The organism is Beijerinckia sp. L45 (assembly GCF_009765775.1).
Classification (GTDB): Bacteria; Pseudomonadota; Alphaproteobacteria; order Rhizobiales; family Beijerinckiaceae; genus RH-AL1.
The window spans coordinates 39,996-61,934 of the sequence record NZ_LMUU01000140.1 but is presented as its reverse complement, the minus strand read 5'-3'; the positions used below and the strand labels follow the sequence as shown (position 1 = coordinate 61,934).

The window sequence follows — 21,939 nt, the reverse complement described above, 5'->3', positions numbered from 1 at the left end:
CGGCTGCTGCTCGATACCATGGTTTGCGCCCGCCTCGACCGCGGGCGTAAACTCAGCCCATGCGCAAGACCCCGCATCTCCTGCCGCGCAGCGGCCCCTCGAACGAGCTGCCTGAGCCCGGCGACGCCGGCGCCATCGGCGATGTGACGCGGGTGCGCGCGCTGCTGATCGCGGCGGCACGGCGTGGCGAACCGCTGAGCTATTCGGATCTGCTGGATCGGCTCGGGCATCGTTTCACCCGGCCCAAGATGCGCGCGGTCTGTCGTACGCTCGATGCCATCGATGCGGCCGGCGTGGCCGCGGGCGAGCCGGAACTGGCCGTGCTCGTTGTTCGCGAGGTGGACGGACTGCCGGGTCAGGGCTGGTGGACGGCGGGACCGCCGTTCCGCGAGGGGTATGGCGGCGCGTGGTCTGGACCGGAAGCCCTGGTTTTTGTGCGCGCGCTTCAGGACCGCGCGTTTCGCTTCTGGAGCAGACAAGGCGTGACGCGTGACGCTTCGTGACGCAAAAATGTCGGTGTCAGGCGGTGAAACGGGGTGTTGCCACCCCGCCACACTCGTCTTAGTAGCGGTACTGTTCGCTCTTGAACGGGCCCTGCGTCGGGATGTTCAGGTAGGCGGACTGCTCGCTTGTGAGCTTGGTCAGCTTGGCGCCGACCTTGTCGAGATGCAGCGCGGCGACCTTCTCGTCGAGCTCTTTCGGCAGGGTGTAGACCTTCTTCTCGTAGTGACCCTGCTTGGTCCAAAGCTCGACCTGCGCCAGCGTCTGGTTGGTAAAGGACGCCGACATCACGAAGGACGGGTGCCCCGTCGCGTTGCCGAGGTTCACCAAACGGCCTTCCGACAGCAGGATGATGCGCTTGCCCGAGGCGAACTCGATCTCGTCGACCTGCGGCTTGATGTTGTTCCACTTCAGGTTCTTCAGGCCGGCGACCTGGATCTCCGAGTCGAAATGGCCGATGTTGCAGACGATGGCGCGATCCTTCATCGCGCGCATGTGCTCGACGGTGATGACGTCGACGTTGCCGGTCGCGGTGACGAAGATGTCGGCGCGCGGCGCCGCCTCTTCCATGGTGACGACCTCATAGCCTTCCATCGCCGCCTGCAGGGCGCAGATCGGGTCGACTTCGGAGACGAGGACGCGGCAGCCTGCGTTGCGCATCGAGGCGGCCGAGCCCTTGCCGACATCGCCGAAGCCGGCGATCATCGCGACCTTGCCGGCCATCATGACGTCGGTGCCGCGGCGGATGCCGTCGACCAGCGACTCGCGGCAGCCGTAGAGGTTGTCGAACTTCGACTTGGTCACGGAGTCGTTGACGTTGATGGCAGGCCACAGAAGCTTGCCTTCCTTCGCCATCAGGTAGAGGCGATGGACGCCGGTGGTGGTCTCTTCCGAGACGCCCTTGATGGCGTGGCCGTTCTTCGCATACCAGCCCTTGTGGGTGCCGAGGCGCTTCTTGATCGAGGCGAAGAGAACTTCCTCTTCCTCGTTGGTGGCCTTGTCGAGGAAGGCGGTGTCGCCGGCTTCGGCGCGCATGCCGAGGTGGATCAGCATCGTGGCGTCGCCGCCGTCGTCGAGGATGAGGTTCGGCGTGCCGCCGTCAGCCCATTCGAAGATCTTGTGGGTGTAGTCCCAGTAGTCGACGAGGCTCTCGCCCTTGATGGCGAACACCGGGATGCCGGCGGCGGCGATCGCGGCGGCGGCGTGATCCTGCGTCGAATAGATGTTGCACGAAGCCCAGCGGACATCGGCGCCGAGGGCCTTCAGCGTCTCGATGAGGACGCCGGTCTGGATCGTCATGTGGAGCGAGCCGGCGATGCGGGCGCCCTTGAGCGGCTGCGAGGCGCCGTATTCGGCGCGCGTCGCCATGAGGCCCGGCATTTCGGTCTCGGCGATGTTCAGTTCCTTGCGGCCCCAAGGGGCGAGGCTGATATCGGCGACGACATAATCATGGGCGGGATTGGTCATGTAAAACGGCTCCGTGTGTGGGTGACCGCTCTATATCCCAGCCCGGACCTCATAGCAATAAAGATATAAGCATTTGTTTATGTCGATCGACGAAGCGAGGCGAGGAGGCTCGGTGCGGACCGCGGCGACTTGGAAAACCACAGCAGAGCCCAGCGCGCGCTCCAGGCGCCGACCGCCTCGGCAAAGGCGTCGTAATCGCGCACGATGGCCTGCGCGGCCCGCGATCGTCGGGCCCAAGCGGGCAGCTTTGGATTGGGATCGGCGTGGTCGACCTTGAAGAGCAAGGCGAGGAAATGGGCCCGCAGCCATGGGTTCGGCGTGAACCGGTCCACCTGATCGACCAGATGGTCGATGAGGTAGAGCTGCGCCAGGATATTGCTGTCGCCATGGCCGCCCACCGTATAGTTCAGCGTCCGATCGAGCTGCGCATGGGCGGTAAAAATGTTGCCGCCATGGATGCGGTAGGCGAACAGCGGTTCGTCGATCACGACGCTGCCGGACAGGCCGCCGCAGCCGTACGCAAAATAAAGGTCCGTGCCGGTCCGCAGGGTCTGCAGCCGCGGGTTGTCGGCGAAGAGGCGCAAAGCGTCACGGCGATAGCAGAGGCCGGAGGTGGGCGACCAGACCCAGCGGATGGCCAGCGGCGGCACATAGTGGATCTTGTCGGCGATGCCGGCACTCACCGCAGCGGACGGCCATCCGTCTTCCGCCGTATAGGGGCGAACGAGGCTCGGGTTGTAGCCCTTTCCGCCGCGGATATAGCGGTTCGACTCCTCGCCCGTCGACACGACGACCTTGTTCTCGGCGACCTGCAGCATGTCGCCCGACGTAAAGCCGATGTGCGGCCGCATCGAGAGATGCACGTAGACGTGCGTCTCCACGCATTTCGGCAGGAGATAATCGTCGGCGTCGAGGAAGATGACATACTCGCCGGTGGAGGCGGCGAGCCCGTCCAGCGACGCCGGCGTCTGCCCGTCGTTGGCGGCGCGACGGAGCACGATCATGTCAGGATGGCGTGCCTGCAGGGCAGCAAGGACCGCCGGCGTCTCGTCGGTCGACGCATTGTCGACGACGATGCACTCGACATCGGAATAGGTCTGGCCGAAGACGGACTCGACGGCATCCTGAAGAAAGCGGCCGTAATTGTAATTGACAATGACAACCGTCACCAAAGGCAACCGGGTTTGCGGCGCCAACGTCATCTGTTGGGATGTTGCCACAACAACCGATCGCTCCTGCGTGTCATTTAGATCGACCATCTCGTCCTTCGTCGTCATGTGTGTTCAAGGGGCCGTGCTCGGCGCTATCGCCCGAGAGTCCGCGTAGCGGCCTTTGTTTCGCCAATTCTTCCAGAGCAGAACCAGTATGATATGCCAGGGAACGCCGACGTCTTGCATGGCCTGCCGTGTTTGGGTTCCTCCGAACGTCTTTACGGCTTTGGCAAAATGCCTAACCAGCGCTCGCGCAACACAGGACCGGCGCGCCCAGCGTGGTCCGTCCGTTTCATGATCTGGAACATCCAAGCGCCGCAAGGCCTTCAGCAGGTCGACGGCTTGCCATGGTTCTTGCACAAATCGCTGCGCCTGCGCCACGAATTGATCGAGGAGGAGATGTCGGGCGACCTGGGAGCTTCGAGAGGTCTGTGACGGGTCGAAAGTGAGGAGCCCGCTCAACTGCGGCCGACTCGAAAACACATTCGTTCCGTGAATGCGATAAGCGAACAGGGGTTCGTCAATCAGAATGCTTCCGCTGACGGTGTTGATGCCAACGGCAAGATAAAGGTCCGTTTGTGATCGTAGCGCTGCCAAATCGTCTCGATCGCAAAACAGATTAAGTGCGTCGCGGCGGAAGCAGTTTCCAGAGGTCGGCGACCAGACCCAATCGCGTTGCGTCCGCGGAACGAAATGAATGCGCTCCGCAAGCGCAGGATCGAGAGAGTCCCATATTGGCCCAAGAGCCGCAGACGTCGGGCGAATGAGGTTACGGCAACCCTTTGGTTCAGTCTGGATGTAGGTAGACATCGATGCGTAGGTGCTGGTCACGACCTGGTCGTCGACGACCTGCAACATGTCTCCGCATGTTAGGCCAACGTGAATGCGCGCCGACAAGTGGACATGCATGTGCCTCTCGACACATTGTGGGAGCAGATAGTCGTCGGCATCGAGGAACACGACATATGGGCCGTCAGTATGCCTTAGCCCGTCGCACGAAGCCGCTGTCTGGCCGTCATTGGATGCTCTTCTTAAAATTTTAAGGCGCGGGTACGTGGCTTTGTTCCGGACGATGACGGCGTCGGAATCGTCCGTGGAGCAGTTGTCGACAACGATGCACTCTACGCGCGGATAGGTCTGCGCGAACACCGATGCAATCGCCTGGTCGAGGAAGCGTCCATAATTAAAATTGACAATGATGACGCTGACGAGGGGAAGTAGCGGCAAAGGTCCTGCGTTTGCCACAACTGGAGGCTCTGCGACGGATTCAGCTTCGGTCTTCGTCACAACTGCTCCCGATGCTGCGTTCGACACCGAAATGATTGACGCACAGCAAGGACTGTCGGATTTCCATCGATTGGATCAAGGCGACTTCCTACTGGCTTTTAGTTCTATTACGCTCATCGACTCCGTGCGGCTGCGGAATAGGCAGCGTTACGATCAGTTCGATACGGCGGACCGCGCTTATATTCAAGCATGCAAGGCGGCAGCCACCTAACGTTCTCATGCAGGCTCTTGCCACAAGATGCCGCCCTGTGACAAGGAAGTCCGCGGCAGCCCGTGACGAAAGCTTGAGCCATCGCTGCCTTGCGCGAAATGCCGCCCGAATGAGAGTAGAGACGCGAGATTTATGGAAAACGATCGGACGCTCGAAAGGGTCGAATTGACGGAAAATTCGGGCCGGTCGAAGGCTCTCGGCATTGCGACCATCGCCAACGACAAGGTCTTCGACTGGGTCCTGCCGTTCCTCGAGAGCTGGTCGGCAACCAATCGGGCAACGCCGCTCTATCTCATCCCCTACGACGACAACTGCGACATGACGCGCAAGGCCTGCGAGCTCTATGGCGCACATTTCGTCGAACCGGACAATGCGGCTTTGGACGCACTCGCTAAGCGTCTTTATCCACTTTATCCCAAGCATCGCCGCCGCCTGCGCAAGTTCCTGTCGCTGGCGCTGCCGCTCGACGAAGTGATCTACGTCGATGTCGACATCATTCTGCTTCGTGATTTCGCGCCGCTGTTCGGCCGCCTCGAGAAAGGCAAGACGGAGTTCGTCGTCGCCGCGCCGACCACCGATTACGTCTACAACAAGAAGCGCGATGCGCATCCCTTCCTCAAGGACGTGATGCTGTTCAACGACGGGTTCTTCGCGACGTCGAAGGAGATGCTGTCGCTCAACGACTTTTACGAGATCATCGAGCGCGACGAGGCGATCTTCCACGCCGTGCGGCAGCGCGGCATGCTGTTCGCGCAGCCGCTCACGAACTTCGTGACGCACCGGAAGGGCCTCAAAATCGTCTCGCTCAACGAGTTGATTCCCGGCGCGTCCGGCGAAAGCTTCTACAAGGCGGAAGGCGTGACCTTCGATGCCGAAGGAGCGCCCTTGGACTTTCAGGGTGACGCGATCTACTTCGCCCATTGGGCCGGCGCGGTGGTCCTGCCGAAGAAGCGGGTTTTCGACGCAGCCTGGCTTCGCTACGCGACGGCTGCGGCGGACAAGATGAAGGCCGCCGAGCGGCAGCGCGCCTGAGACGGGCGGACGCCTTTCCACAGCGCCATTTTTAGCCGATAAGCAGGCTATGGACAGGATCGCGCCCGCGCATGCCTAAGCTTCTCTACGCCTATCTCGCGAAGCGGATCGCGCTTTCGGCCCTGCTCATCGAGCTGAGCCTGTGCATTCCCGTGGTGATGACGTCGATCTTCCATTACCTGCCGCCGACCGCGGTGCGGGGCGGACTGCTGTGGCCGGCGCTGCTCGGCACCATGCCGACGGTGCTCTACATCGCGCTGCCGATCGCCGTCGGCGTGGCGATCATGCTGGAATTCATCCGCATGTCGTCCGAGGGCATGATCGCGGTGCTCTATTCGCTGCGCCTCTCGGTCTGGTCGATCTGCATCCCCCCGGTGGTCGTGTCGCTTGGCGCCGTCGTCATCGGCTATGCCATCTCGTCCTATATCGCCCCCTCCTACGTCGGGCAGATGCACGACGTCATTTACGTCATCCGCAATTCGCTGAACCATCGGATGCTCGAGCCGGCGACCTTCTACACGTTCGATAACGGCACCCGCACGCTGTACTTTCAGCGCTGGCAGTCGCCCGACGTGGCGCTCGGCGTATTCATCCATGCCTTCGATACGGAGAAGCAGGAGGAGCGCGTGATCACCGCCGCCTCGACGGAGTTTCGCCGCAACGCCACCGGTGTCGTCATGGTGATGAGCAACGGCTCGATCCAGACCCGGGCCCAGGGCAGCGTGAACATGCGCGGCGCCAATTTTGAAGAATATGTCATGCCGATCGACATGCAGGGCACCGGCGGCCTGCCGAAGCGCAGCTGGCGCGGCGTCTTCGAGGTGCCCGGCGCCGAGTTTTTTCGCGAGCGCGACGCGGATGCCCATGACCCGCAGCGGCTGGCGGAGTGGACCAGCGAGGCGGCCAAGCGGACCGGCATTCCGCTGCTCGCTTTGGTGCATTCGCTGTTCGGCATCGCGCTGGTGCTGACGGTGTCGAGCGCCACCGGACGCGGCTCGTCGGCGACGACGATGACCGTCCTGGCGGTGCCGGCGGCGCATATCGCCATCCTCATCGCGGCGGAGACGCTGGTCCGCAAGGATCCAAGGCTGGTCTGGGTGGTGGCTCTGGCGATCCTCGCCGAGTTCGTCGCCGCGCTGATCATGCTGCAAAGGCAGAATGCGATTCGCTCGGGGCCGGCCGTCCCGGACGGGCAGCCGCTCGATCTTCGCGCGGCCGGTCAGACGCCGGTCTAGAACTCGGCCGGGTCGGTGTGCCCCATGAACAGCCGGTATTCCGGGATGATCTCGCTCGGCGTGCCGATCGCCTTGACGACGCCCTTGTCGATCCACACGAGGCGGTCGCACAAAGCTTCGAGTGTCATCAGATCGTGCGACACGACAAGGATCGTGCCGCGTTTGGCGAAGTCCTTGATGTAGGCGTCGCATTTCGCGCCGAACTCGGCGTCGCCGACCGACAGCGCCTCGTCGACGATGAGAATGTCGGCATCGGCATGGGCGCAGACGGAGAAGGCGAGGCGCGCCGCCATGCCGCTCGAATACATTTTGAGCGGCTGATGGAAGAAGTCGCCGATGTCGGCGAAGGCCTCGATCGAGGGCATGCGCTTAAGAACTTCGTTGCGCTTCAGCCCGAGAATGGCGCCGCCGATCAGGGCGTTCTCGCGTCCGCTCAGCTCGGTGTCGAAACCGGCGCCGAGCGCCAGGATCGGCGCGATCCGGCCGTTCAGCTGGGCAATGCCATGAGTCTGGGTGGTGATGCCGCAGAGGATCTGCAGCAAAGTGGTCTTGCCGGCGCCGTTGCGTCCGATGATGCCGACGCACTCGCCTTTGTCGACGGTGAAGCTGACGTCGCGGAGCACCCAGTGCTCCTTGTAGAATGGCCCCCAGCGCCAGAACAGCGTCTGCTTCAATTGGTCGTTACGATGCATGTAGAGCTGGAAGGCCTTACCGACGCCTTCGCACTTGATGATGGCCTCAGATGACATCGACGAAGATGGACTTGTATCGCATGAAGAATCGATAGCCAAAGCGGAAGATGACGAGGGAGACAAGGACGGTTCCTGCATAGAGGAGAAGGTTCGGCAAACGGCCGTAAAGGAGAAGATCACGGATCATCTCGACGTAGTTGCCGATGAGGTTGAAGTGCACATAGAGGCGCAATTGCGGCGGCACATCGGTGATGGAATAGAAGATCGGCGTGGCGAACATCAGCACCGGGACGATCGAGATCATCAGGTGGGCGACGTCGCGGGTGAACGAGCCGAGCGCCATCAGGAACCAGGATACGCCAAGCAGGAAGAGCACCATCGGCACGATGACGAGCGGCAGCAGCAGCACGGTCGGGGGCAGGGCGGCGGTGACGAAAAGCTCGAAGATCAGGAGAACGCCGAAGCTGATCGCGGCATAGACCAGCGCGCGAATCGTCGCCGTCCAGGCCAGGGTCTCGCTCGGGAAGATCGACTTCTTGATGAAGTTCACATGCTCCTGCAACAGCCCCGGCGAGCGATACATGATCTCGCTGAACAGGTTGAAGACGATCAGGCCGGTGAAGATCGACAGCGCATAGGTCTTGACCCCGCCGCCCTGCGCCGACTTCGGAACGCCGACGGCATTGGAGAAGATGACGGTGTAGGCGCTGAGCATGACCAGCGGCCCGAACACCGCCCAAAGCCACCCGAGAATCGATCCGCGAAAACGTGCGGCAAGCTCGCGCCGGACCACGGCACGGATGAGGTCCCGGAAGTGCCACGCCCGCTCTAGAGGCATTGTCAAAGTCATTGCGATGCGAAGATCCTGTGCCCGCGGACAGGTGCGGGCGGCGGAGATAAAACAGGTCGGTCGGCAACCGTCAACGCGAGGCGGCTTGCGTGGGCTTCTAAGCTCAAGCTTGAGCGGAGCTTCGCAGGCCTTGGAACTGAATGCGGCCGCGGTCGTTCTTTTCGCAAGATAAATGCTGAAAAGGAGCGTCAGATGGATAAAGAACACATCAAGGGTACCGCTCAGAAGGTCGAAGGCTCGATCAAGGATACGGTCGGCAGCATCACCGGCAACGAAAAGCTTCAGGCTGAAGGCAAAGCCGATAAGGTCGAAGGCGCAGCGCGCCAGTCCGTCGGCGACGTCAAGGACGCCGGCCGCAACGTGGCGGACGCCGTCAAGCGCTAAGCGCTTTTTTTTACGTTTTAGGGAAAGCCCGTCGGAGCTCCGGCGGGCTTTTTTCGTGGCCTTTCCCCTTAACGAAGGGTGGCAGACGCATTGAAGCCAAGGGTTAACGAGGTATAAGGACTAACCGGTACGGATACAGTCCCTCAGGCCCTCGCGGGTCGTAGCGAAGCTCACGCCCATGAAACGCGCGCTCGTCCTGGTCTTCGTCTTCGTCCTGCTCACCGGATTTTCCGGGGCGTTCGCTTATTTCCAGTTCGTGATGAAGCCGGAGATGATCAAGGGCTTCATCGCCAAGGCCGCGCCGCCGCCGAGCACGGTTGCGGTCGCGACGGCCTCCACCGAACGCTGGGCGCCGGGCCTGACGGCGATCGGCACCGCCCGCGCGTTCCAGGGTATCGATGTCTCCTCGCAGCTCGCCGGCATCGTCACGGCGATTCATATCGGCTCCGGTCAGGACGTCGCTCAAGGGGCGCCACTGTTCGACATCGACACGACCGTCGAGCAGGCCGACCTCAAGAATAATATGGCGACGTTGAAGAACGCCGATCTGGCGCTGGCGCGGCAGCAGACGCTGACGATCGGTGGCAACACGGCCAAGGCCAATGTCGACTCCGCGCTGGCAGCCCGCGACTCGGCCGCTGCGCTGGTCGAAAAGATGCGGATGACGATCGCGCAAAAAACGTTGATCGCGCCCTTCGCCGGACGGCTCGGTATCCGCAAGGTCGACGTCGGTCAGTACGTTTCGCCGGGAACCGGCCTGATCACCCTGCAGCAGCTCGACCCGATCTACGTCGACTTTCCGATTCCCGAACAGTCGCTCGGGCTGTTGAAAGAAGACCAGCCGGTCGTCGTGAAAGTGGACGCTTATCCCGACGCCAGTTTTAGCGGAAAAGTGAACATCATCGACGCTCGCATCGCTGCCGAGAGTCGCAGCGTCATGGTCCGTGCCGAATTCAAGAACGCCGATCGCCGCCTGCTGCCAGGCATGTTCGCCAACGTCAACGTCGTCGCCGGCGCGGCCCGCGACGTGGTGATCGTGCCGCGTACGGCTGTGACCTATTCGCTCTATGGCGACAGCGTCTTCGTCGCGACGCCAAAGCCGGTTGCCACCGACGGCGCGCAGGCGGCAACGGCATCCGATCCCAAGATTTTTCAGGTCGCGCGCCGCTTCGTACGCACCGGCGAGAAGCGCGAGGACAAGGTCGCCATCCTCGAGGGCGTGAAGCCTGGTGAGATCGTCGTCGCCGAGGGGCAGATCAAGCTGCAGAACGGTGCGTCTGTGGTGATCGACCCGAAGGCCATGCTGCATCCGCCCGCGATCCGGCAGAAAGAATAGGGGCGGCGATGACCTCGTTCACCGACCTCTTCATCCGTCGGCCGGTACTCGCAAGCGTCGTCAGCCTGCTCATCCTGTTCGTCGGGCTCCAGGCCTTCTCCAAGCTGCAGATCCGGCAATATCCCGAGCTGTCCTCGACCTCGATCACCGTCACCACCACCTATCCCGGCGCCAACGCCGATCTGATCAAGGGCTTCATCACCACCCCGATAGCGCAGGCGGTGGCGAGCGCGGAAGGCATCGACACGTTGGTGTCGAATTCGCAGCAGAACGTCTCGACGATCACCCTCAATCTGCGGCTCAACGCCAATGCCGATCGCGCCGTCGCCGACGTGCTGTCGAAGATCAACCAGGTCAAGTTCCAGCTGCCGCGCGAGTCGCAGGACCCGATCGTCATCAAGAAGACCGGCGATTCCACCGCGCTGATGTATCTGTCGTTCAACTCGACGGTGCTGACGCCCTCGCAGATCACCGACTATCTCAATCGCGTGGTGCAGCCGCGGCTGCAGACCATCGACGGTGTCGCCAGCGCCGACATTCTCGGCGGCCAGACTTTTGCGATGCGCGTCTGGCTCGACCCCAACCGGATGGCCGCGCGCGGCGTCACAGCCGCCGACGTTCGCAACGCGCTCGCCGTCAACAATTTCACGTCCGCCGCCGGCCAGGTGAAGAGCGATTTCACCCAGACCAGCATCAACGCGCTGACCTCGCTGGATTCCGCTCGCGCCTTCGGCCAACTGGTCGTCGCCAATCACGGCGACGCGCTGATCCGCATCGCCGATATCGCGACGACCGAGCTCGGGCCGGAGTCCGTCGACTCTTCGTCGGTGTTCGACGGCGAGAAGGCGGTGTTCATCGGCATCAATTCGACGCCGACCGCCAATCCGCTGGAGGTCATCACCGCGGTGCGCGCGGCGTTCCCGGCGCTGCAGAGCGATCTGCCGGCGGGATTGACCGCCTCGATCGCCTATGACGCGACAAAGTTCATCCGGGCCTCGATCCTCGAGGTCGAGAAGACGCTGGCCGAGGCGGCGTTGATCGTCGTCATCGTGATCTTCCTGTTCCTCGGCAATTTCCGCTCGACGATCATTCCCATCGTCACCATCCCGCTGTCGCTGGTCGGCGTGATGATCATGCTGCTGATGCTCGGCTATTCCATCAACCTGCTGACGCTGCTGGCCCTGGTGCTCGCCATCGGGTTGGTGGTCGACGACGCCATCGTGGTGGTGGAGAACATCTACCGTCACATGGAAGAGGGGATGACGCCGCACGACGCGGCGATCAAGGGCGCGCGCGAGATTACCGGCCCTGTCATCTCGATGACGATCACGCTCGCCGCGGTCTATGCGCCGATCGGCTTCGTCTCTGGTCTTACCGGCGCGCTGTTCCGCGAGTTCGCCTTCACCCTGGCCGGCTCGGTCGTGGTGTCGGGCGTCGTCGCGCTGACACTGACGCCGATGATGTGCGCCAAACTGTTGAAGCCGCCGCCGCCGGAAGGGGCGGGGGGCTTTACCGCGTTCCTCGATCGTCGTTTCGACTGGCTGCGTCGCAGCTACGAGCGCCGTCTCGTGCGATCGCTGAATTTCCGCGCGCTCACGCTGCTGGTGCTGGCCGGCGTTCTCGGCCTCACCGCCATCATGTTCATGACGACGCCGAAGGAACTGGCGCCGGAGGAGGACCAGGGCGTCATCTTCGCGCTGATCAAGGCGCCGCAATACGGCAACCTCGACTATATCGAGCAGTCGACGAAGAAGCTGCACGACTTCGTCGCCGACATGCCGGAGTTCGACCATCTCTTCGCGATCAACGGGTTCCAGGGCGTGCAGTCCGGTTTCGGCGGCATCATTTTGAAAAACTGGGGCGATCGCACGCGCAGCCAGAAGCAGGTGCTGCAGGCCTTGGCGCCGAAGTTCGGCCAGATCACCGGGGCCCAGGTCATCGGCTTCTCGCCGCCGGCGCTGCCGGGCTCGACCGGCGGCCCGCCGCTGCAGTTCGTGGTGCGCAGCATCGGCGACTACAAAGACATCGTCGACGTCATGGCCAAAATCCAGGACGCCGCGCGAAAAAGCGGGCTGTTCATCTTCACCGACAGCGACCTGAAGTTTGACACCCCACAGATCGAGTTCAAGGTCGATGCCGACAAGGCCAACCGGCTCGGCATCTCGATGCAGGATGTCGGCTCGACGCTGGCGACGCTGCTCGGCGGCAACTACGTCAACCGCTTCAATCTCTACGGCCGCAGCTACGAGGTGATCCCGCAGGTGCCACGCGAATTCCGGCTGACATCGGATTGGTTGACGCGCTACCAGATGCGAACGGCCGGCGGCGATCTGGTGCCGCTGGCGACGATCGCCTCGGTGTCGGAAAGCACGCAGCCCAACAGCCTGCCGACCTTCCAGCAGCTGAACTCCGCGACCTTGCAGGGCGTGCCCTTTCCCGGCCGCACGCTCGGCGAAGCCCTCGATTTTCTGAATGTCGAGGCGAAGAAGGTGATGCCCGAAGGCTTCACCATCGATTACCAGGGCGAGAGCCGGCAATATATCCAGGAGGGCAACACGCTTGTCCTGACCTTCGTCTTCGCGCTGATCGTGATCTATCTCGTTCTCGCCGCACAGTTCGAGAGCTTTCGCGATCCCTTCATCATCCTGATCGCGCTGCCGACTTCGATGTTCGGCGCTCTGCTGCCGCTCAATCTTCTCGGCGTGCTCGGCATGGCCAGCATGAACATCTACTCGCAAATCGGGCTGGTGACCCTCATCGGGCTGATCTCCAAGCACGGCATTCTGATGGTGGAATTCGCCAACCGCCTGCAGGAAGAGGGCATGGACCGCCGCCGCGCGATCGAACACGCCGCCGGGGTCCGCCTGCGCCCGATCCTGATGACCACCGCGGCGATGGTGGTGGCGATGGTGCCACTGATGGTGGCCGAAGGCGCGGGCGCCCGCAGCCGCTTCGCCATCGGCATCGGCATCGTCATCGCCTTCGGCATGGCGGTGGGGACGCTGTTCACGCTGTTCGTGACGCCGGCGATCTACACACTTGTCGCAAGGGATCATGGGCGGGGCAGAGCGGTCGAACACGAACCCACTTTCGCGACGGCCCGCGCCGCGGAGTAAGGGGTATTCTCCCCCGCTTCGAGGGGAGGATCTCCGCCGTCAGCGCTTGCTCTGTCGCAAAAACCCCTCCAGCAGATCATTGAACGCTGGCACCACCAGCTGCGGAAAATGATGGCCCGCCAGGATCACCGCGCGCCTGCCGCCACCCGCCGCGGCCACCCGGTCGCAGGTCGCCTCGAACGCCGGGCTCCACCCGCCGCTGACGACAAGCAGCGGGATCGCCTCGCGCTTCACCAGCGCCAATTGGTCCTGCAGCACCTGCTTTGACGGCAAACGGCCGCGCGTGAGCGCCTTGCCCATCCGCGTCATCTCCGCAGGGTCGGCGGTGCCGCGCACCGCCGGCGGAATGCCCAGTAGCGTCAGAAATCGTTTGGCGCGCGCCGCCGCGGAGAAAGAGAACAACCGCGCCAGCAGCAGGCTGAGCAGGAAGCGGTTCACCTTGGGGTTGCCGACAGCCAGCGCATGCATCGCCGGTTCGATCAGCGTCAGCGAGCGCACCGCGCCGGGGCGCTTCGCGGCGGCGGCAAGCGCCACGGCGCCGCCGAAGGAATGGCCGACGAGATGTGCCCCGTCACCGAGCAATTCGGCCAACCAGACGCTGTCGGCTGCGTAATCGTCGGGCCGGCCTGGATCGGGGCTCTGCCCGTGGCCGGGCCGGTCCGGCACGATCAGCCGCCAGCCATGGTCGGCGAGCGGCTTCTGCGCGGAAAAGTTCTTTTCGCCGGCGGTCGTGCTGCCCTGGACGCCGCCGTGCACCAGGACGACATCCGGCCCCGACGTGCCCCAGCGCGCGATATGAATGGTTTTGTCCATCACCTTTTCAAACCTCCGATGCCGGCGGCTCGTCCTTCACCGCGTCGGCGAATTTACGCATCAGCCGCACCAACGCGTCGATGTCGGGTTGGTCCCAACTCTTGAAGATCGTCTGGCCGATCCGATCGCGTGCGGCATCGACCTTGTCGGTCATCGCCTTGCCCTTCGGCGTGATCACCGCCTCGCGCACCCGGCGGTCGGCAACGCTGGCCTGTCGATCAACGAGGCCAAGGGTCTCGAGCTTGGCGACCTGGCGGCTCACCGTCGTGTAGTCGCGCCCGACCCGATCGGCCATGTCGACGACGCCGATCGGGCCGAAGCGCTCGACCCCGACCAGTAGGGGAAACAGCGCTCGGTCGAGCGGAATGCCGGCCTCCTTGATCAACAGCTCGTCGCGCTGCGGTTTGTTGAAGACGGCGACGATGTCCAGCACGGCGGCATGCAGCTGCCGTAGTTGCGCGCTGATATGTGTATTTTGCACATTATTAGTTGACACGGCTGCGCGCTCCTTTATGTGTGCATTATGCATGTATCTGTGCGATGTAAAGGAGACCAGTGATGAAAGCGGCTGTCGTGTTGGGGGCCGGGCAGAGCCCGGTCTATCGAGACTTTGCCGAGCCTGACGCCGATGGCGCGCGGATCGTTGTCACGGCCGCGGCCATCAGCCCCATCGTCAAGGCCCGGGCCTCGGGCGCGCACTACAGCTCCGGCGACCAATTTCCCTTCGTCGTCGGAATCGACGGGGTCGGGCGGCTCGAGGACGGCAGCCGCGTCTATTTCGCGCTGCCCAAAACGCCGTTCGGCAGCATGGCGGAGGTGGCCGTGGTACGGCCGAGCCAATGCGTGGCGCTGCCCGACGGACTCGACGATGTCACCGCTGCGGCCATCGCCAATCCCGGCATGTCGTCCTGGGCCGCCTACACGGAGCGTGCCAAGCTGGTGGCCGGCGAAACCGTGCTGGTCAACGGCGCGACGGGCACGGCCGGTCGCCTCGCGGTACAGATCGCCCGCTATCTCGGCGCCAAGACAATCATCGCGACCGGACGCAACCCGGAGGCTTTGCGCGCCGTCGCGGCGCTAGGGGCCGACGTCGTCATTCCGCTCGACGACGGGGCGACGATGGACGCGGCCTTCGCGAAACAATTCGCGAGCGGCGTGGACGTCGTGATCGACTATCTCTGGGGCAACAGCGCGGAGCGCCTGCTGACGGCTGCGACCAAGGTCGGCCGCGACGCCGTGCCGATCCGCTTCGTCCAGGTCGGCGCGTCGAGCGGCGCGAACATCGGCCTGCCGAGCTCGGTGCTGCGGTCGTCGGCGATCACTCTCATGGGCAGCGGCATCGGAAGCATTCCGCTCGATCGCCTGATCCATGCCGCGGGCGCGGTGCTCCAGGCGGCGGTGCCGGGCGGATTCGCGATCGCGACCAAGCCCGTGCCGCTTTCGACCGTCGAAGCCGCTTGGCCATTGGACGACAGCAGACGGCGCACGGTGTTCACAATTTGAAATCCTCCCCTGCGCGAAGCGCGGTGGAGGGGGCCGCCGAAGGCGGTGGAGGGGCGCTTCAACCCGCAGAACATAAAAAAAGAGGGCCGAAGCCCCCTTCCACCATGCTGGCGCACGGTCCCCCTCCCCCTCTGCGAGCGGAGGATATATCGCGGTTACTTCACGCCGGCCGTCGTCATCGGGGCGCTGACCGGGCCGACGGAGACCCAGACGTTGGGGTCGGTCTGTGCCTGGCGCTTGACGAACTTGTAGCCGGTCTCTTCCCAGCCGCGGATCTCGTCGACCATGTTGTCGAGGATGATCTCGCCCTTGTCGGTCTTGACGGTGAGGATGGTATGGCCGGCGCCCTCGAGGTCGCGGACGATGGTCATCAGGAGAGCCTGGCGGGGGAAACCCAGCGCCAGCAGCTCGCGGCGCTTCTCCAGTGCGTAGATCTTGCAGTCGCCCTTGCCGTCGACCGGGTAATCCCAGTGGTCGAGCATCGTGCCCCAGTGATCCATGTTGCTGACGGGCTCGATCATCGCGTTGACCGAGCGGTTGACGCGGTCGAGGATCTTGAAGGTCTTCGCCGTCAGGTCGAGATCGACGGCTTCCAAGATCGGCACCCGGCATTCGTTCGGGCGGCGGCCGCAGAAATCGACCCAGCCGTAGGGCGTCCGGGTGACGTCGCCGACGGCGGCATAGGTTGCCGTGATTTCGCGGGCTTGCGCCCCGGAAACGCCGCTGGCGAAAGCGCCGAGCAGGGCGATGGACACGAGAAAGAACTTGGCGACTTGGGTACGCACGACTGAAAACCCCACCGTTTGATGGGATCACCGTGCCCGTCCTCTTTAAGCGTTGGCGGAAGGAATTCCTTCGAATTCGAGGGTTTTGCTTTAACTGTTTCCGGCCTGGAAAAACCGCGCCGCAGGCCCCGTTTCCCGAGACGAAACGCGTTTCTTGTGCGCTGCGGCGGCACGAGAGAGCTGGTTAACGGCGCCACGGTCGCGCCGCAAACCTTTCGGAGATTGCGAGTCAGGGTAAAGCACCGTTTGGCGCGAAACGGCCAAATTGAATCGGTTTGCTAAGAAAGTATTTTCCATATCGCCGCAGGGGAGTCCTCGGTCTTCAGCCGGCTGCTTTGCCGCCATCGACACTCAGAATATCGCCGGTCATGAACGACGCGGCCGGCGACGCCGCAAACAGGATCGCGGCGGCGATCTCATCCGGCGTGCCGAGACGCTTCAACGGCAGGCCCGCAGCCATTTTGCCGGTATCGCCGCCCGTAAACCGATCGAGCATGCCGGTCGCGACCGGGCCGGGCGCGACGGCGTTGACCCGCACGCCCGAAGCCGCGACTTCCATCGCTACGGATTTGGTGAGGCCCTCGACCGCGTGTTTGCTCGCGGCATAGACCGAGGCGCCGCCGGCGCCTCGGTGCCCATAGGTCGACGAGATGTTGACGATCGCGCCGCTGCCCTGCGCCTGCATCACCCGCAGTTCATGCTTCATACTCAGGATCGTACCGAGCACATTGGTTTCGAATGTCGCGGCATAGCTCTCGGCGGTCTGTGCGGTAATCGGCCCCGGCGTGCCTTCCGTTCCAGCATTGTTGACCGCGACATCAAGGCGACCGAAGCGCGACACGGTGCGATCGACGAGATCGCGCACGTCGTCGTCGTGGCGCACGTCGCTGCGAATGAATTCGGCTTCCGCGCCGAGCGCCTGCAATTCGCCGGCAAGCGCGGTGCCCGCATCGTCGCGCCGTCCGGAAACGACGACTTTGTAGCCATCACGGGCAAACGCAAAGGCGGCGGCCCGCCCGATGCCGGTGAGGGCGCCTGTGATCAGAACGACGGGAGCGGTCATGAGGACTGTCCTTATGAAGGAGGGCGATGACCGGGCAAGATGGCCCCGGCCGCTTTCGGTTTCCGCCCGATGCGCCGGCCCGGCACCGCTGCTCATATGGCGGACGCTGGCATGCGGGAGAAAGACTTTGTAGCGTACGCGCCATACTTAAGAAGCATGGGTGGCCGCATGGAACTTCGACATCTCCGCTATTTCGTCGCCGTGGCGGAGGAGGGCAGCCTGACGCTTGCCGCGGAGCGCCGACTGCACACGGCGCAGCCCTCCCTCAGCCGACAGATCCGCGATCTCGAGACGGAGGTCGGAGTGCAACTTCTCACGCGTTCGGCGCGCGGCATCGAACTCACCGAGGCCGGCCGCATCTTTCTCGATCATGCGCGGATGGCATTGTTGCAGGTGGAGGCTGCCGGCGAGGCGGCGCGGCGCGCGGTTCACCCGACCAAGGCATCCTTCGTCCTTGGCTTTCTCACCGGCCACGAGATGGACTGGCTGCCGGAGTCGCTCAATATCTTGCGCGACGCGCTGCCCAATATCGATATCACACTGGCCAGCCAATCCTCGCCGGAACTGGCGGCCCTGCTGCTGCGCGGGAAGGTCGATGTCGCGTTTCTCAGGCGGGAAGCGCAGGCGCCGGGCTTGGCTTTCAAACTGTTGACCAAGGAGCCTTTGATCGTGGTGCTGCCTGCAGCGCATCGCCTTGCGGCGCGCGACGCGATCCACCCGAGGGACTTTGAAGGCGAGATCTTTATCAGCGTCCCGGCCGCGACCTCGCCGATTCTGCGCGCGACCATCGATGCCTGCCTCGCGCGCGCGGCGATTCTGCTGACCCCGGCCCACGAGGTCGACACGCTGTCGATGGCGACGTCGCTCGTTGCGACGACCGGCGGCATCGCTTTGCTGCCGCTCTACGCGCGGCATGCCTTGCCGGCCTCGGTCGTCGGCCGCCGCCTGGTGGACGAGATCCCGACGATCGATCTGGTGCTCGGCTACAACAAGGCGAACACGTCGCCGTTGCTGAAAGCGTTCCTGGCCAAGGCCGACGACCTCGCGGCGCGGGTCGCGCAGAAAAGCGCGCTTTACGCGCTTTAGCGGATCAGCCCGCAGGCCAAGGTTGTCGGATGACACCTTCCATCCTGATCGCGCTGCATGACGCAGAGCGAGGCGTCGGTGAGGTCGAAGCCCGTCTTGCTCGGCCCAACGACGGCGCGGACGCAGAGGCTCGGGACGGCCGGCGTCATCGTGCCGAGGTCGCGGGAGACCGCGATCAAGTAGGCCTTGCGGCTCTCGCTGAAGTGGCGCTCGACGGGAAACGTGACCGCGTCCACGGGCTGGCTTTGCGGCGTCGCAAGGGTCATCGAGCCTTTGTCGGCGTCCGGCGCGAAGGCGAGCGCCAGGTGGTAGGCGTAGGCGGTGCTGCCGACCTTGTAGCCGAAGGCGACGTCCAGCAGCCCGGGATCGGCCGCGGCGTTCTTCAGCACCGGCGTGGCCGGCAGGGCGACCGGCTCGGTCCCTTCGTCTTCGGCCTTGGTGGCGCTGAGCACCGTCGCGGGATCGGCTGATGTCGCCGACGGCGGCCGGGTGTTGCGATAGACAAGAGCGCTGCCGGCAACCACCAGGAAGAGCAGGCACAGGGCCGCCGCCAGTTTCAGGTTCGATGTCATGGTGGCTTCCTTGCCGTGCCGGGATGGCCTCGCGCTGTTTGCGCCGCCAAGCATGGCGGTTGTTAGACCGCTGGGCGCTGGGGCGAAAGCCTATTACATTGACTTCGTGCCCCCACCACGCCACCACACGCCCATCATGGACGTACAAGATCCGGTCGCGCGCAGGCGCACCTTCGCCATCATCTCCCATCCCGACGCGGGCAAGACGACGCTGACCGAAAAGCTGCTGCTGTTCGGCGGCGCCATCCAGCTCGCCGGCGAGGTGCGCGCCAAGGCCAACCGCCGGCAGACCCGCTCCGACTGGATGAGCATCGAGAAGGAGCGCGGCATCTCCGTCGTCACCTCGGTGATGACCTTCGAATACGGCCGCTGCGTCTACAACCTGCTCGACACGCCGGGCCACGAGGACTTTTCCGAGGACACCTATCGGACGCTGACCGCCGTCGACTCGGCGATCATGGTGCTCGACGCCGCCCGCGGCATCGAGGCGCGGACGCGCAAGCTGTTCGAGGTGTGCCGTCTGCGCGACATTCCGATCGTCACCTTCATCAACAAGCTCGACCGCGAGACCCGCGATCCTTTCGATCTTCTGGACGAGATCGAAAAGACGCTGGCGCTCGACGTCGCCCCGGTGACCTGGCCGCTCGGCCGCGGCCGCAGCTTCGTCGGCACCTACGACCTGCAGCGCGATCTCGTCCGCCGCCTCGATGCCGACGCCGAGCCGGTCAAGGTTTCCGGGCCGCACGACCCCTACATCAAGGGGCTGATGAACCCGATCGACTATCCCGACACCGTCGAGTCGCTCGAACTCGCACGGGACGGGTTGAAGAAATTCGACCGCGAGGCTTTTCTCGAAGGCCACCTCACGCCAGTGTTCTTCGGCTCGGCGCTGCGCAATTTCGGCATTCGCGACCTCATCGACGCGCTGGCGGACTTCGCCCCCCCGCCGAAGGGCCTACAGGCCGCGTCTCGCAACGTCGACGCGCACGAGGCCAAGATGACCGGCTTCGTCTTCAAGATTCAGGCGAACATGGATCGCAACCACCGCGATCGCATCGCCTTCATGCGGATCTGTTCCGGCAAGCTGACGCGCGGCATGAAGGCCAAACTGGTGCGTACGGGGAAAAACATCGCGCTGAATTCGCCGCAGTTCTTTTTCGCCCAGGACCGCCAGCTCGCGGAAGAGGCCTATGCCGGCGACGTGGTGGGCATCCCCAACCACGGCACGCTGCGCATCGGCGACACGCTCACCGAAGGCGAGGACCTGATTTTTCGCGGCGTGCCGAGCTTTGCGCCTGAAATTTTGCGCCGTGTGAAGATCGGCGATTCGATGAAGCAGAAGAAGCTGCGCGAGGCGCTGAGCCAGATGGCGGAGGAGGGCGTCGTCCAGCTCTTCGTGCCGGCGGACGGGTCGGGCGCGATGGTCGGCGTCGTCGGAGCGCTGCAACTCGACGTGCTCGCCGACCGGCTCGAGGCGGAATACGGGCTGGACGCCTCGTTCGAGACGAGCCGTTTCACGCTGTGCCGCTGGATGACGGCGAAGTCGCCGGCGGATCTCGACAAGTTTGCCCGCGCCCACGGCTCGTCCATGGCGGAAGACCACGACGGCGCCCCGGTGTTCATGGCGCCCTCCGCCTGGGATCTAAAGTACGAAGCGGACAAGTGGCCGGACATCGCTTTCGCCGACATCAAGGACTATCAGAAGGACACGGTGTGAGCGGATGTTAAGCGTCTAGTCGAAGCGGCTTTAGAAGAATGGTAGGCGTCTTCGCTCGCAGCCTGTTCATCATGCGGTTGCAAAGTCGGACCGCGTTTGCGACTTGGCAACCCTTGCGGACGTAGCGCTGTCTGAATGACCAAGAGGCGGCTCGATCGATATCGATGCCGCGCCTAGCGAGAGACCGTTGATGAAAATTCTCCCCGTGATCATGTGCGGTGGTTCCGGAACCCGGGTGTGGCCGGAGTCCCGCGAGAGCCTGCCAAAACAGTTCATCCCGCTGGTCGGCACCAAATCCACCTTCCAGATGGCGATCGACGTTCTGGGCGATCCGCTTTTCGAGACCCCGGTGGTCATCTCCAACCACGCCTACCGCTTTCTCATCGGCGAGCAGCTGCTCGAAATGGGTCGCAGCGCGAAGATCGTGCTGGAGCCGCAGGGGCGCGACTCCGGCCCGGCGATTGCCGTCGCCGCCGAGATCGCGGCGCGGATCGCGCCGGACACGATCGTCGCCGTGCTCGCCGCCGACCACGTCATCCAGGATCCAGCCGGCTTCGTCGCGCGCTGCCGCGAGGCGGCCCTTGCGGCGGCCGAAGGGCACATCGTGACGCTCGGCATCAAGCCCAATCATGCCGCGACCGGCTACGGCTACATCAAGCCGGGCCGCGCCCTTTCCGGCGACCACGCGGTGTTCGCCGTCGACCGCTTCGTCGAAAAACCGGATGCGGCGACGGCCGAGCGCTATGTCGCCGAGGGCTATCTGTGGAACGGCGGCAACTTCTTCTTCCGCGCCGACGTCATGCAGGAGGAGCTGCGGCAATTCGAGCCCGAGATGATCGAGGCCGCGGCCGGCGCCGTCGCCGCCTCGCGCATCGACCTCGATTTCACGCTCCTCGACCCCGAAAGCTTTGCGCGCGCCACAAAAAAATCGATCGACTATGCCGTGATGGAGAAGACCACACGCGCCGCCGTCGTGCCGGCCGACATCGGCTGGTCGGACGTCGGCAACTGGGCGGCGGTCTGGGAGCTCTCCGATCGCGACCCGCAGGGCAACGCGGTACGCGGCCACGGCGTCGTG

20 protein-coding genes are annotated in these 21,939 nt (G+C 63.9%); 10 read left to right on the top strand and 10 right to left on the bottom strand.

Going from position 1 to position 21,939, the window contains the following annotated elements; all coding sequences use genetic code 11:
• The first annotated feature begins 59 nt into the window (after positions 1-59).
• The gene (locus GSQ79_RS15140) at positions 60-503 is read left to right on the top strand and encodes a hypothetical protein (RefSeq protein WP_210253096.1); all 444 of its coding nucleotides are present in this window, start codon (positions 60-62) and stop codon (positions 501-503) included.
• Positions 504-561: 58 nt separating this feature from the next.
• Here GSQ79_RS15140 and ahcY read toward each other — a convergent pair whose 3' ends face one another.
• From ahcY to GSQ79_RS15125, 3 genes are all read right to left on the bottom strand, one after another.
• Positions 562-1,968: an adenosylhomocysteinase gene (gene ahcY / locus GSQ79_RS15135; RefSeq protein WP_158809527.1), complete on the bottom strand. Its 1,407-nt coding sequence runs from the start codon at positions 1,966-1,968 to the stop codon at positions 562-564.
• A gap of 77 nt (positions 1,969-2,045) precedes the next feature.
• Positions 2,046-3,137, bottom strand: a complete 1,092-nt coding sequence (locus GSQ79_RS15130) for a glycosyltransferase family 2 protein (RefSeq protein ID WP_158809526.1) — start codon at positions 3,135-3,137, stop codon at positions 2,046-2,048.
• A 114-nt stretch (positions 3,138-3,251) separates the two neighbouring features.
• A complete protein-coding gene (locus GSQ79_RS15125) occupies positions 3,252-4,466 on the bottom strand; it encodes a glycosyltransferase family 2 protein (RefSeq protein ID WP_158809525.1) in 1,215 nt (404 codons plus the stop codon).
• Between the two features lie 343 nt (positions 4,467-4,809).
• Here GSQ79_RS15125 and GSQ79_RS15120 point away from each other — a divergent pair, with 343 nt between their 5' ends.
• Together GSQ79_RS15120 and GSQ79_RS15115 are read left to right on the top strand one after the other, a co-directional pair.
• Positions 4,810-5,709, top strand: coding sequence for a hypothetical protein (locus tag GSQ79_RS15120; protein WP_246725353.1), 900 nt, complete (start codon positions 4,810-4,812; stop codon positions 5,707-5,709).
• 71 nt (positions 5,710-5,780) lie between these two features.
• The gene (locus GSQ79_RS15115; protein WP_158809524.1) at positions 5,781-6,944 is read left to right on the top strand and encodes an LptF/LptG family permease; all 1,164 of its coding nucleotides are present in this window, start codon (positions 5,781-5,783) and stop codon (positions 6,942-6,944) included.
• Here GSQ79_RS15115 and GSQ79_RS15110 read toward each other — a convergent pair.
• Together GSQ79_RS15110 and GSQ79_RS15105 are read right to left on the bottom strand one after the other, a co-directional pair.
• Positions 6,941-7,693, bottom strand: coding sequence for an ABC transporter ATP-binding protein (locus GSQ79_RS15110; RefSeq protein ID WP_158809523.1), 753 nt, complete (start codon positions 7,691-7,693; stop codon positions 6,941-6,943). The genes GSQ79_RS15115 and GSQ79_RS15110 overlap by 4 nt on opposite strands.
• Positions 7,683-8,486 (bottom strand): ABC transporter permease, encoded by an 804-nt coding sequence (locus tag GSQ79_RS15105; RefSeq protein ID WP_158809522.1) that lies wholly within the window; start codon positions 8,484-8,486, stop codon positions 7,683-7,685. The genes GSQ79_RS15110 and GSQ79_RS15105 overlap by 11 nt, the downstream gene beginning before the upstream one ends.
• 192 nt (positions 8,487-8,678) lie before the next feature.
• Here GSQ79_RS15105 and GSQ79_RS15100 point away from each other — a divergent pair, with 192 nt between their 5' ends.
• The 3 genes from GSQ79_RS15100 (at position 8,679) to GSQ79_RS15090 (ending at position 13,322) form a co-directional block, all read left to right on the top strand.
• Entirely contained in the window at positions 8,679-8,870 is a 192-nt protein-coding gene (locus GSQ79_RS15100; RefSeq protein WP_158809521.1) for a CsbD family protein, read from the top strand.
• Between the two features lie 178 nt (positions 8,871-9,048).
• Positions 9,049-10,206: an efflux RND transporter periplasmic adaptor subunit gene (locus GSQ79_RS15095; RefSeq protein ID WP_158809520.1), complete on the top strand. Its 1,158-nt coding sequence runs from the start codon at positions 9,049-9,051 to the stop codon at positions 10,204-10,206.
• A gap of 8 nt (positions 10,207-10,214) precedes the next feature.
• Entirely contained in the window at positions 10,215-13,322 is a 3,108-nt protein-coding gene (locus GSQ79_RS15090) for an efflux RND transporter permease subunit (RefSeq protein ID WP_158809519.1), read from the top strand.
• Between the two features lie 39 nt (positions 13,323-13,361).
• Here the strand turns inward: GSQ79_RS15090 and GSQ79_RS15085 are convergent, their stop codons facing one another.
• On the bottom strand, positions 13,362-14,135 hold the full coding sequence (locus tag GSQ79_RS15085) for an alpha/beta fold hydrolase (protein WP_158809518.1): 774 nt from the start codon (positions 14,133-14,135) through the stop codon (positions 13,362-13,364).
• A gap of 7 nt (positions 14,136-14,142) precedes the next feature.
• Positions 14,143-14,631: a MarR family winged helix-turn-helix transcriptional regulator gene (locus tag GSQ79_RS15080; RefSeq protein WP_158809517.1), complete on the bottom strand. Its 489-nt coding sequence runs from the start codon at positions 14,629-14,631 to the stop codon at positions 14,143-14,145.
• Between the two features lie 62 nt (positions 14,632-14,693).
• On the opposite strand from GSQ79_RS15080, the gene GSQ79_RS15075 reads away from it, so the two are divergent.
• Positions 14,694-15,638 carry a zinc-binding alcohol dehydrogenase family protein gene (locus tag GSQ79_RS15075; RefSeq protein ID WP_158809516.1) on the top strand — a complete coding sequence of 315 codons (945 nt, stop codon included), beginning with the start codon at positions 14,694-14,696 and terminating at the stop codon, positions 15,636-15,638.
• 155 nt (positions 15,639-15,793) lie between these two features.
• Here GSQ79_RS15075 and GSQ79_RS15070 read toward each other — a convergent pair whose 3' ends face one another.
• Both GSQ79_RS15070 and GSQ79_RS15065 read right to left on the bottom strand, forming a co-directional pair.
• On the bottom strand, positions 15,794-16,423 hold the full coding sequence (locus GSQ79_RS15070; protein WP_246725352.1) for a transglutaminase-like cysteine peptidase: 630 nt from the start codon (positions 16,421-16,423) through the stop codon (positions 15,794-15,796).
• Between the two features lie 322 nt (positions 16,424-16,745).
• Positions 16,746-17,486, bottom strand: coding sequence for an SDR family NAD(P)-dependent oxidoreductase (locus tag GSQ79_RS15065; protein WP_158809515.1), 741 nt, complete (start codon positions 17,484-17,486; stop codon positions 16,746-16,748).
• 168 nt (positions 17,487-17,654) lie between these two features.
• On the opposite strand from GSQ79_RS15065, the gene GSQ79_RS15060 reads away from it, so the two are divergent.
• Positions 17,655-18,572, top strand: a complete 918-nt coding sequence (locus GSQ79_RS15060; protein WP_158809514.1) for a LysR family transcriptional regulator — start codon at positions 17,655-17,657, stop codon at positions 18,570-18,572.
• Here the strand turns inward: GSQ79_RS15060 and GSQ79_RS15055 are convergent.
• Entirely contained in the window at positions 18,569-19,144 is a 576-nt protein-coding gene (locus GSQ79_RS15055; RefSeq protein ID WP_158809513.1) for a hypothetical protein, read from the bottom strand. The genes GSQ79_RS15060 and GSQ79_RS15055 overlap by 4 nt on opposite strands.
• Positions 19,145-19,280: 136 nt before the next feature.
• On the opposite strand from GSQ79_RS15055, the gene GSQ79_RS15050 reads away from it, so the two are divergent.
• Both GSQ79_RS15050 and GSQ79_RS29610 read left to right on the top strand, forming a co-directional pair.
• Entirely contained in the window at positions 19,281-20,861 is a 1,581-nt protein-coding gene (locus tag GSQ79_RS15050) for a peptide chain release factor 3 (protein ID WP_158809512.1), read from the top strand.
• Between the two features lie 187 nt (positions 20,862-21,048).
• Positions 21,049-21,939, top strand: an 891-nt coding sequence (locus GSQ79_RS29610; RefSeq protein ID WP_246725351.1) for a mannose-1-phosphate guanylyltransferase, incomplete at its 3' end; no start/stop codon positions are given.

Excerpts from the sequence above, each read along its gene's own strand:
- GSQ79_RS15110 (WP_158809523.1), bottom strand. The coding sequence starts at position 7,693 with ATGTCATCTGAGGCCATCATCAAGTGCGAAGGCGTCGGTAAGGCCTTC.
- GSQ79_RS15140 (WP_210253096.1), top strand. The coding sequence starts at position 60 with ATGCGCAAGACCCCGCATCTCCTGCCGCGCAGCGGCCCCTCGAACGAG.
- GSQ79_RS15090 (WP_158809519.1), top strand. The coding sequence starts at position 10,215 with ATGACCTCGTTCACCGACCTCTTCATCCGTCGGCCGGTACTCGCAAGC.
- GSQ79_RS15075 (WP_158809516.1), top strand. The coding sequence starts at position 14,694 with ATGAAAGCGGCTGTCGTGTTGGGGGCCGGGCAGAGCCCGGTCTATCGA.
- GSQ79_RS15095 (WP_158809520.1), top strand. The coding sequence starts at position 9,049 with ATGAAACGCGCGCTCGTCCTGGTCTTCGTCTTCGTCCTGCTCACCGGA.
- GSQ79_RS15060 (WP_158809514.1), top strand. The coding sequence starts at position 17,655 with ATGGAACTTCGACATCTCCGCTATTTCGTCGCCGTGGCGGAGGAGGGC.
- GSQ79_RS15105 (WP_158809522.1), bottom strand. The coding sequence starts at position 8,486 with ATGACTTTGACAATGCCTCTAGAGCGGGCGTGGCACTTCCGGGACCTC.
- GSQ79_RS15055 (WP_158809513.1), bottom strand. The coding sequence starts at position 19,144 with ATGACATCGAACCTGAAACTGGCGGCGGCCCTGTGCCTGCTCTTCCTG.
- GSQ79_RS15120 (WP_246725353.1), top strand. The coding sequence starts at position 4,810 with ATGGAAAACGATCGGACGCTCGAAAGGGTCGAATTGACGGAAAATTCG.
- GSQ79_RS15115 (WP_158809524.1), top strand. The coding sequence starts at position 5,781 with ATGCCTAAGCTTCTCTACGCCTATCTCGCGAAGCGGATCGCGCTTTCG.
- GSQ79_RS15050 (WP_158809512.1), top strand. The coding sequence starts at position 19,281 with ATGGACGTACAAGATCCGGTCGCGCGCAGGCGCACCTTCGCCATCATC.
- GSQ79_RS15065 (WP_158809515.1), bottom strand. The coding sequence starts at position 17,486 with ATGACCGCTCCCGTCGTTCTGATCACAGGCGCCCTCACCGGCATCGGG.
- GSQ79_RS15100 (WP_158809521.1), top strand. The coding sequence starts at position 8,679 with ATGGATAAAGAACACATCAAGGGTACCGCTCAGAAGGTCGAAGGCTCG.
- GSQ79_RS15085 (WP_158809518.1), bottom strand. The coding sequence starts at position 14,135 with ATGGACAAAACCATTCATATCGCGCGCTGGGGCACGTCGGGGCCGGAT.
- ahcY (WP_158809527.1), bottom strand. The coding sequence starts at position 1,968 with ATGACCAATCCCGCCCATGATTATGTCGTCGCCGATATCAGCCTCGCC.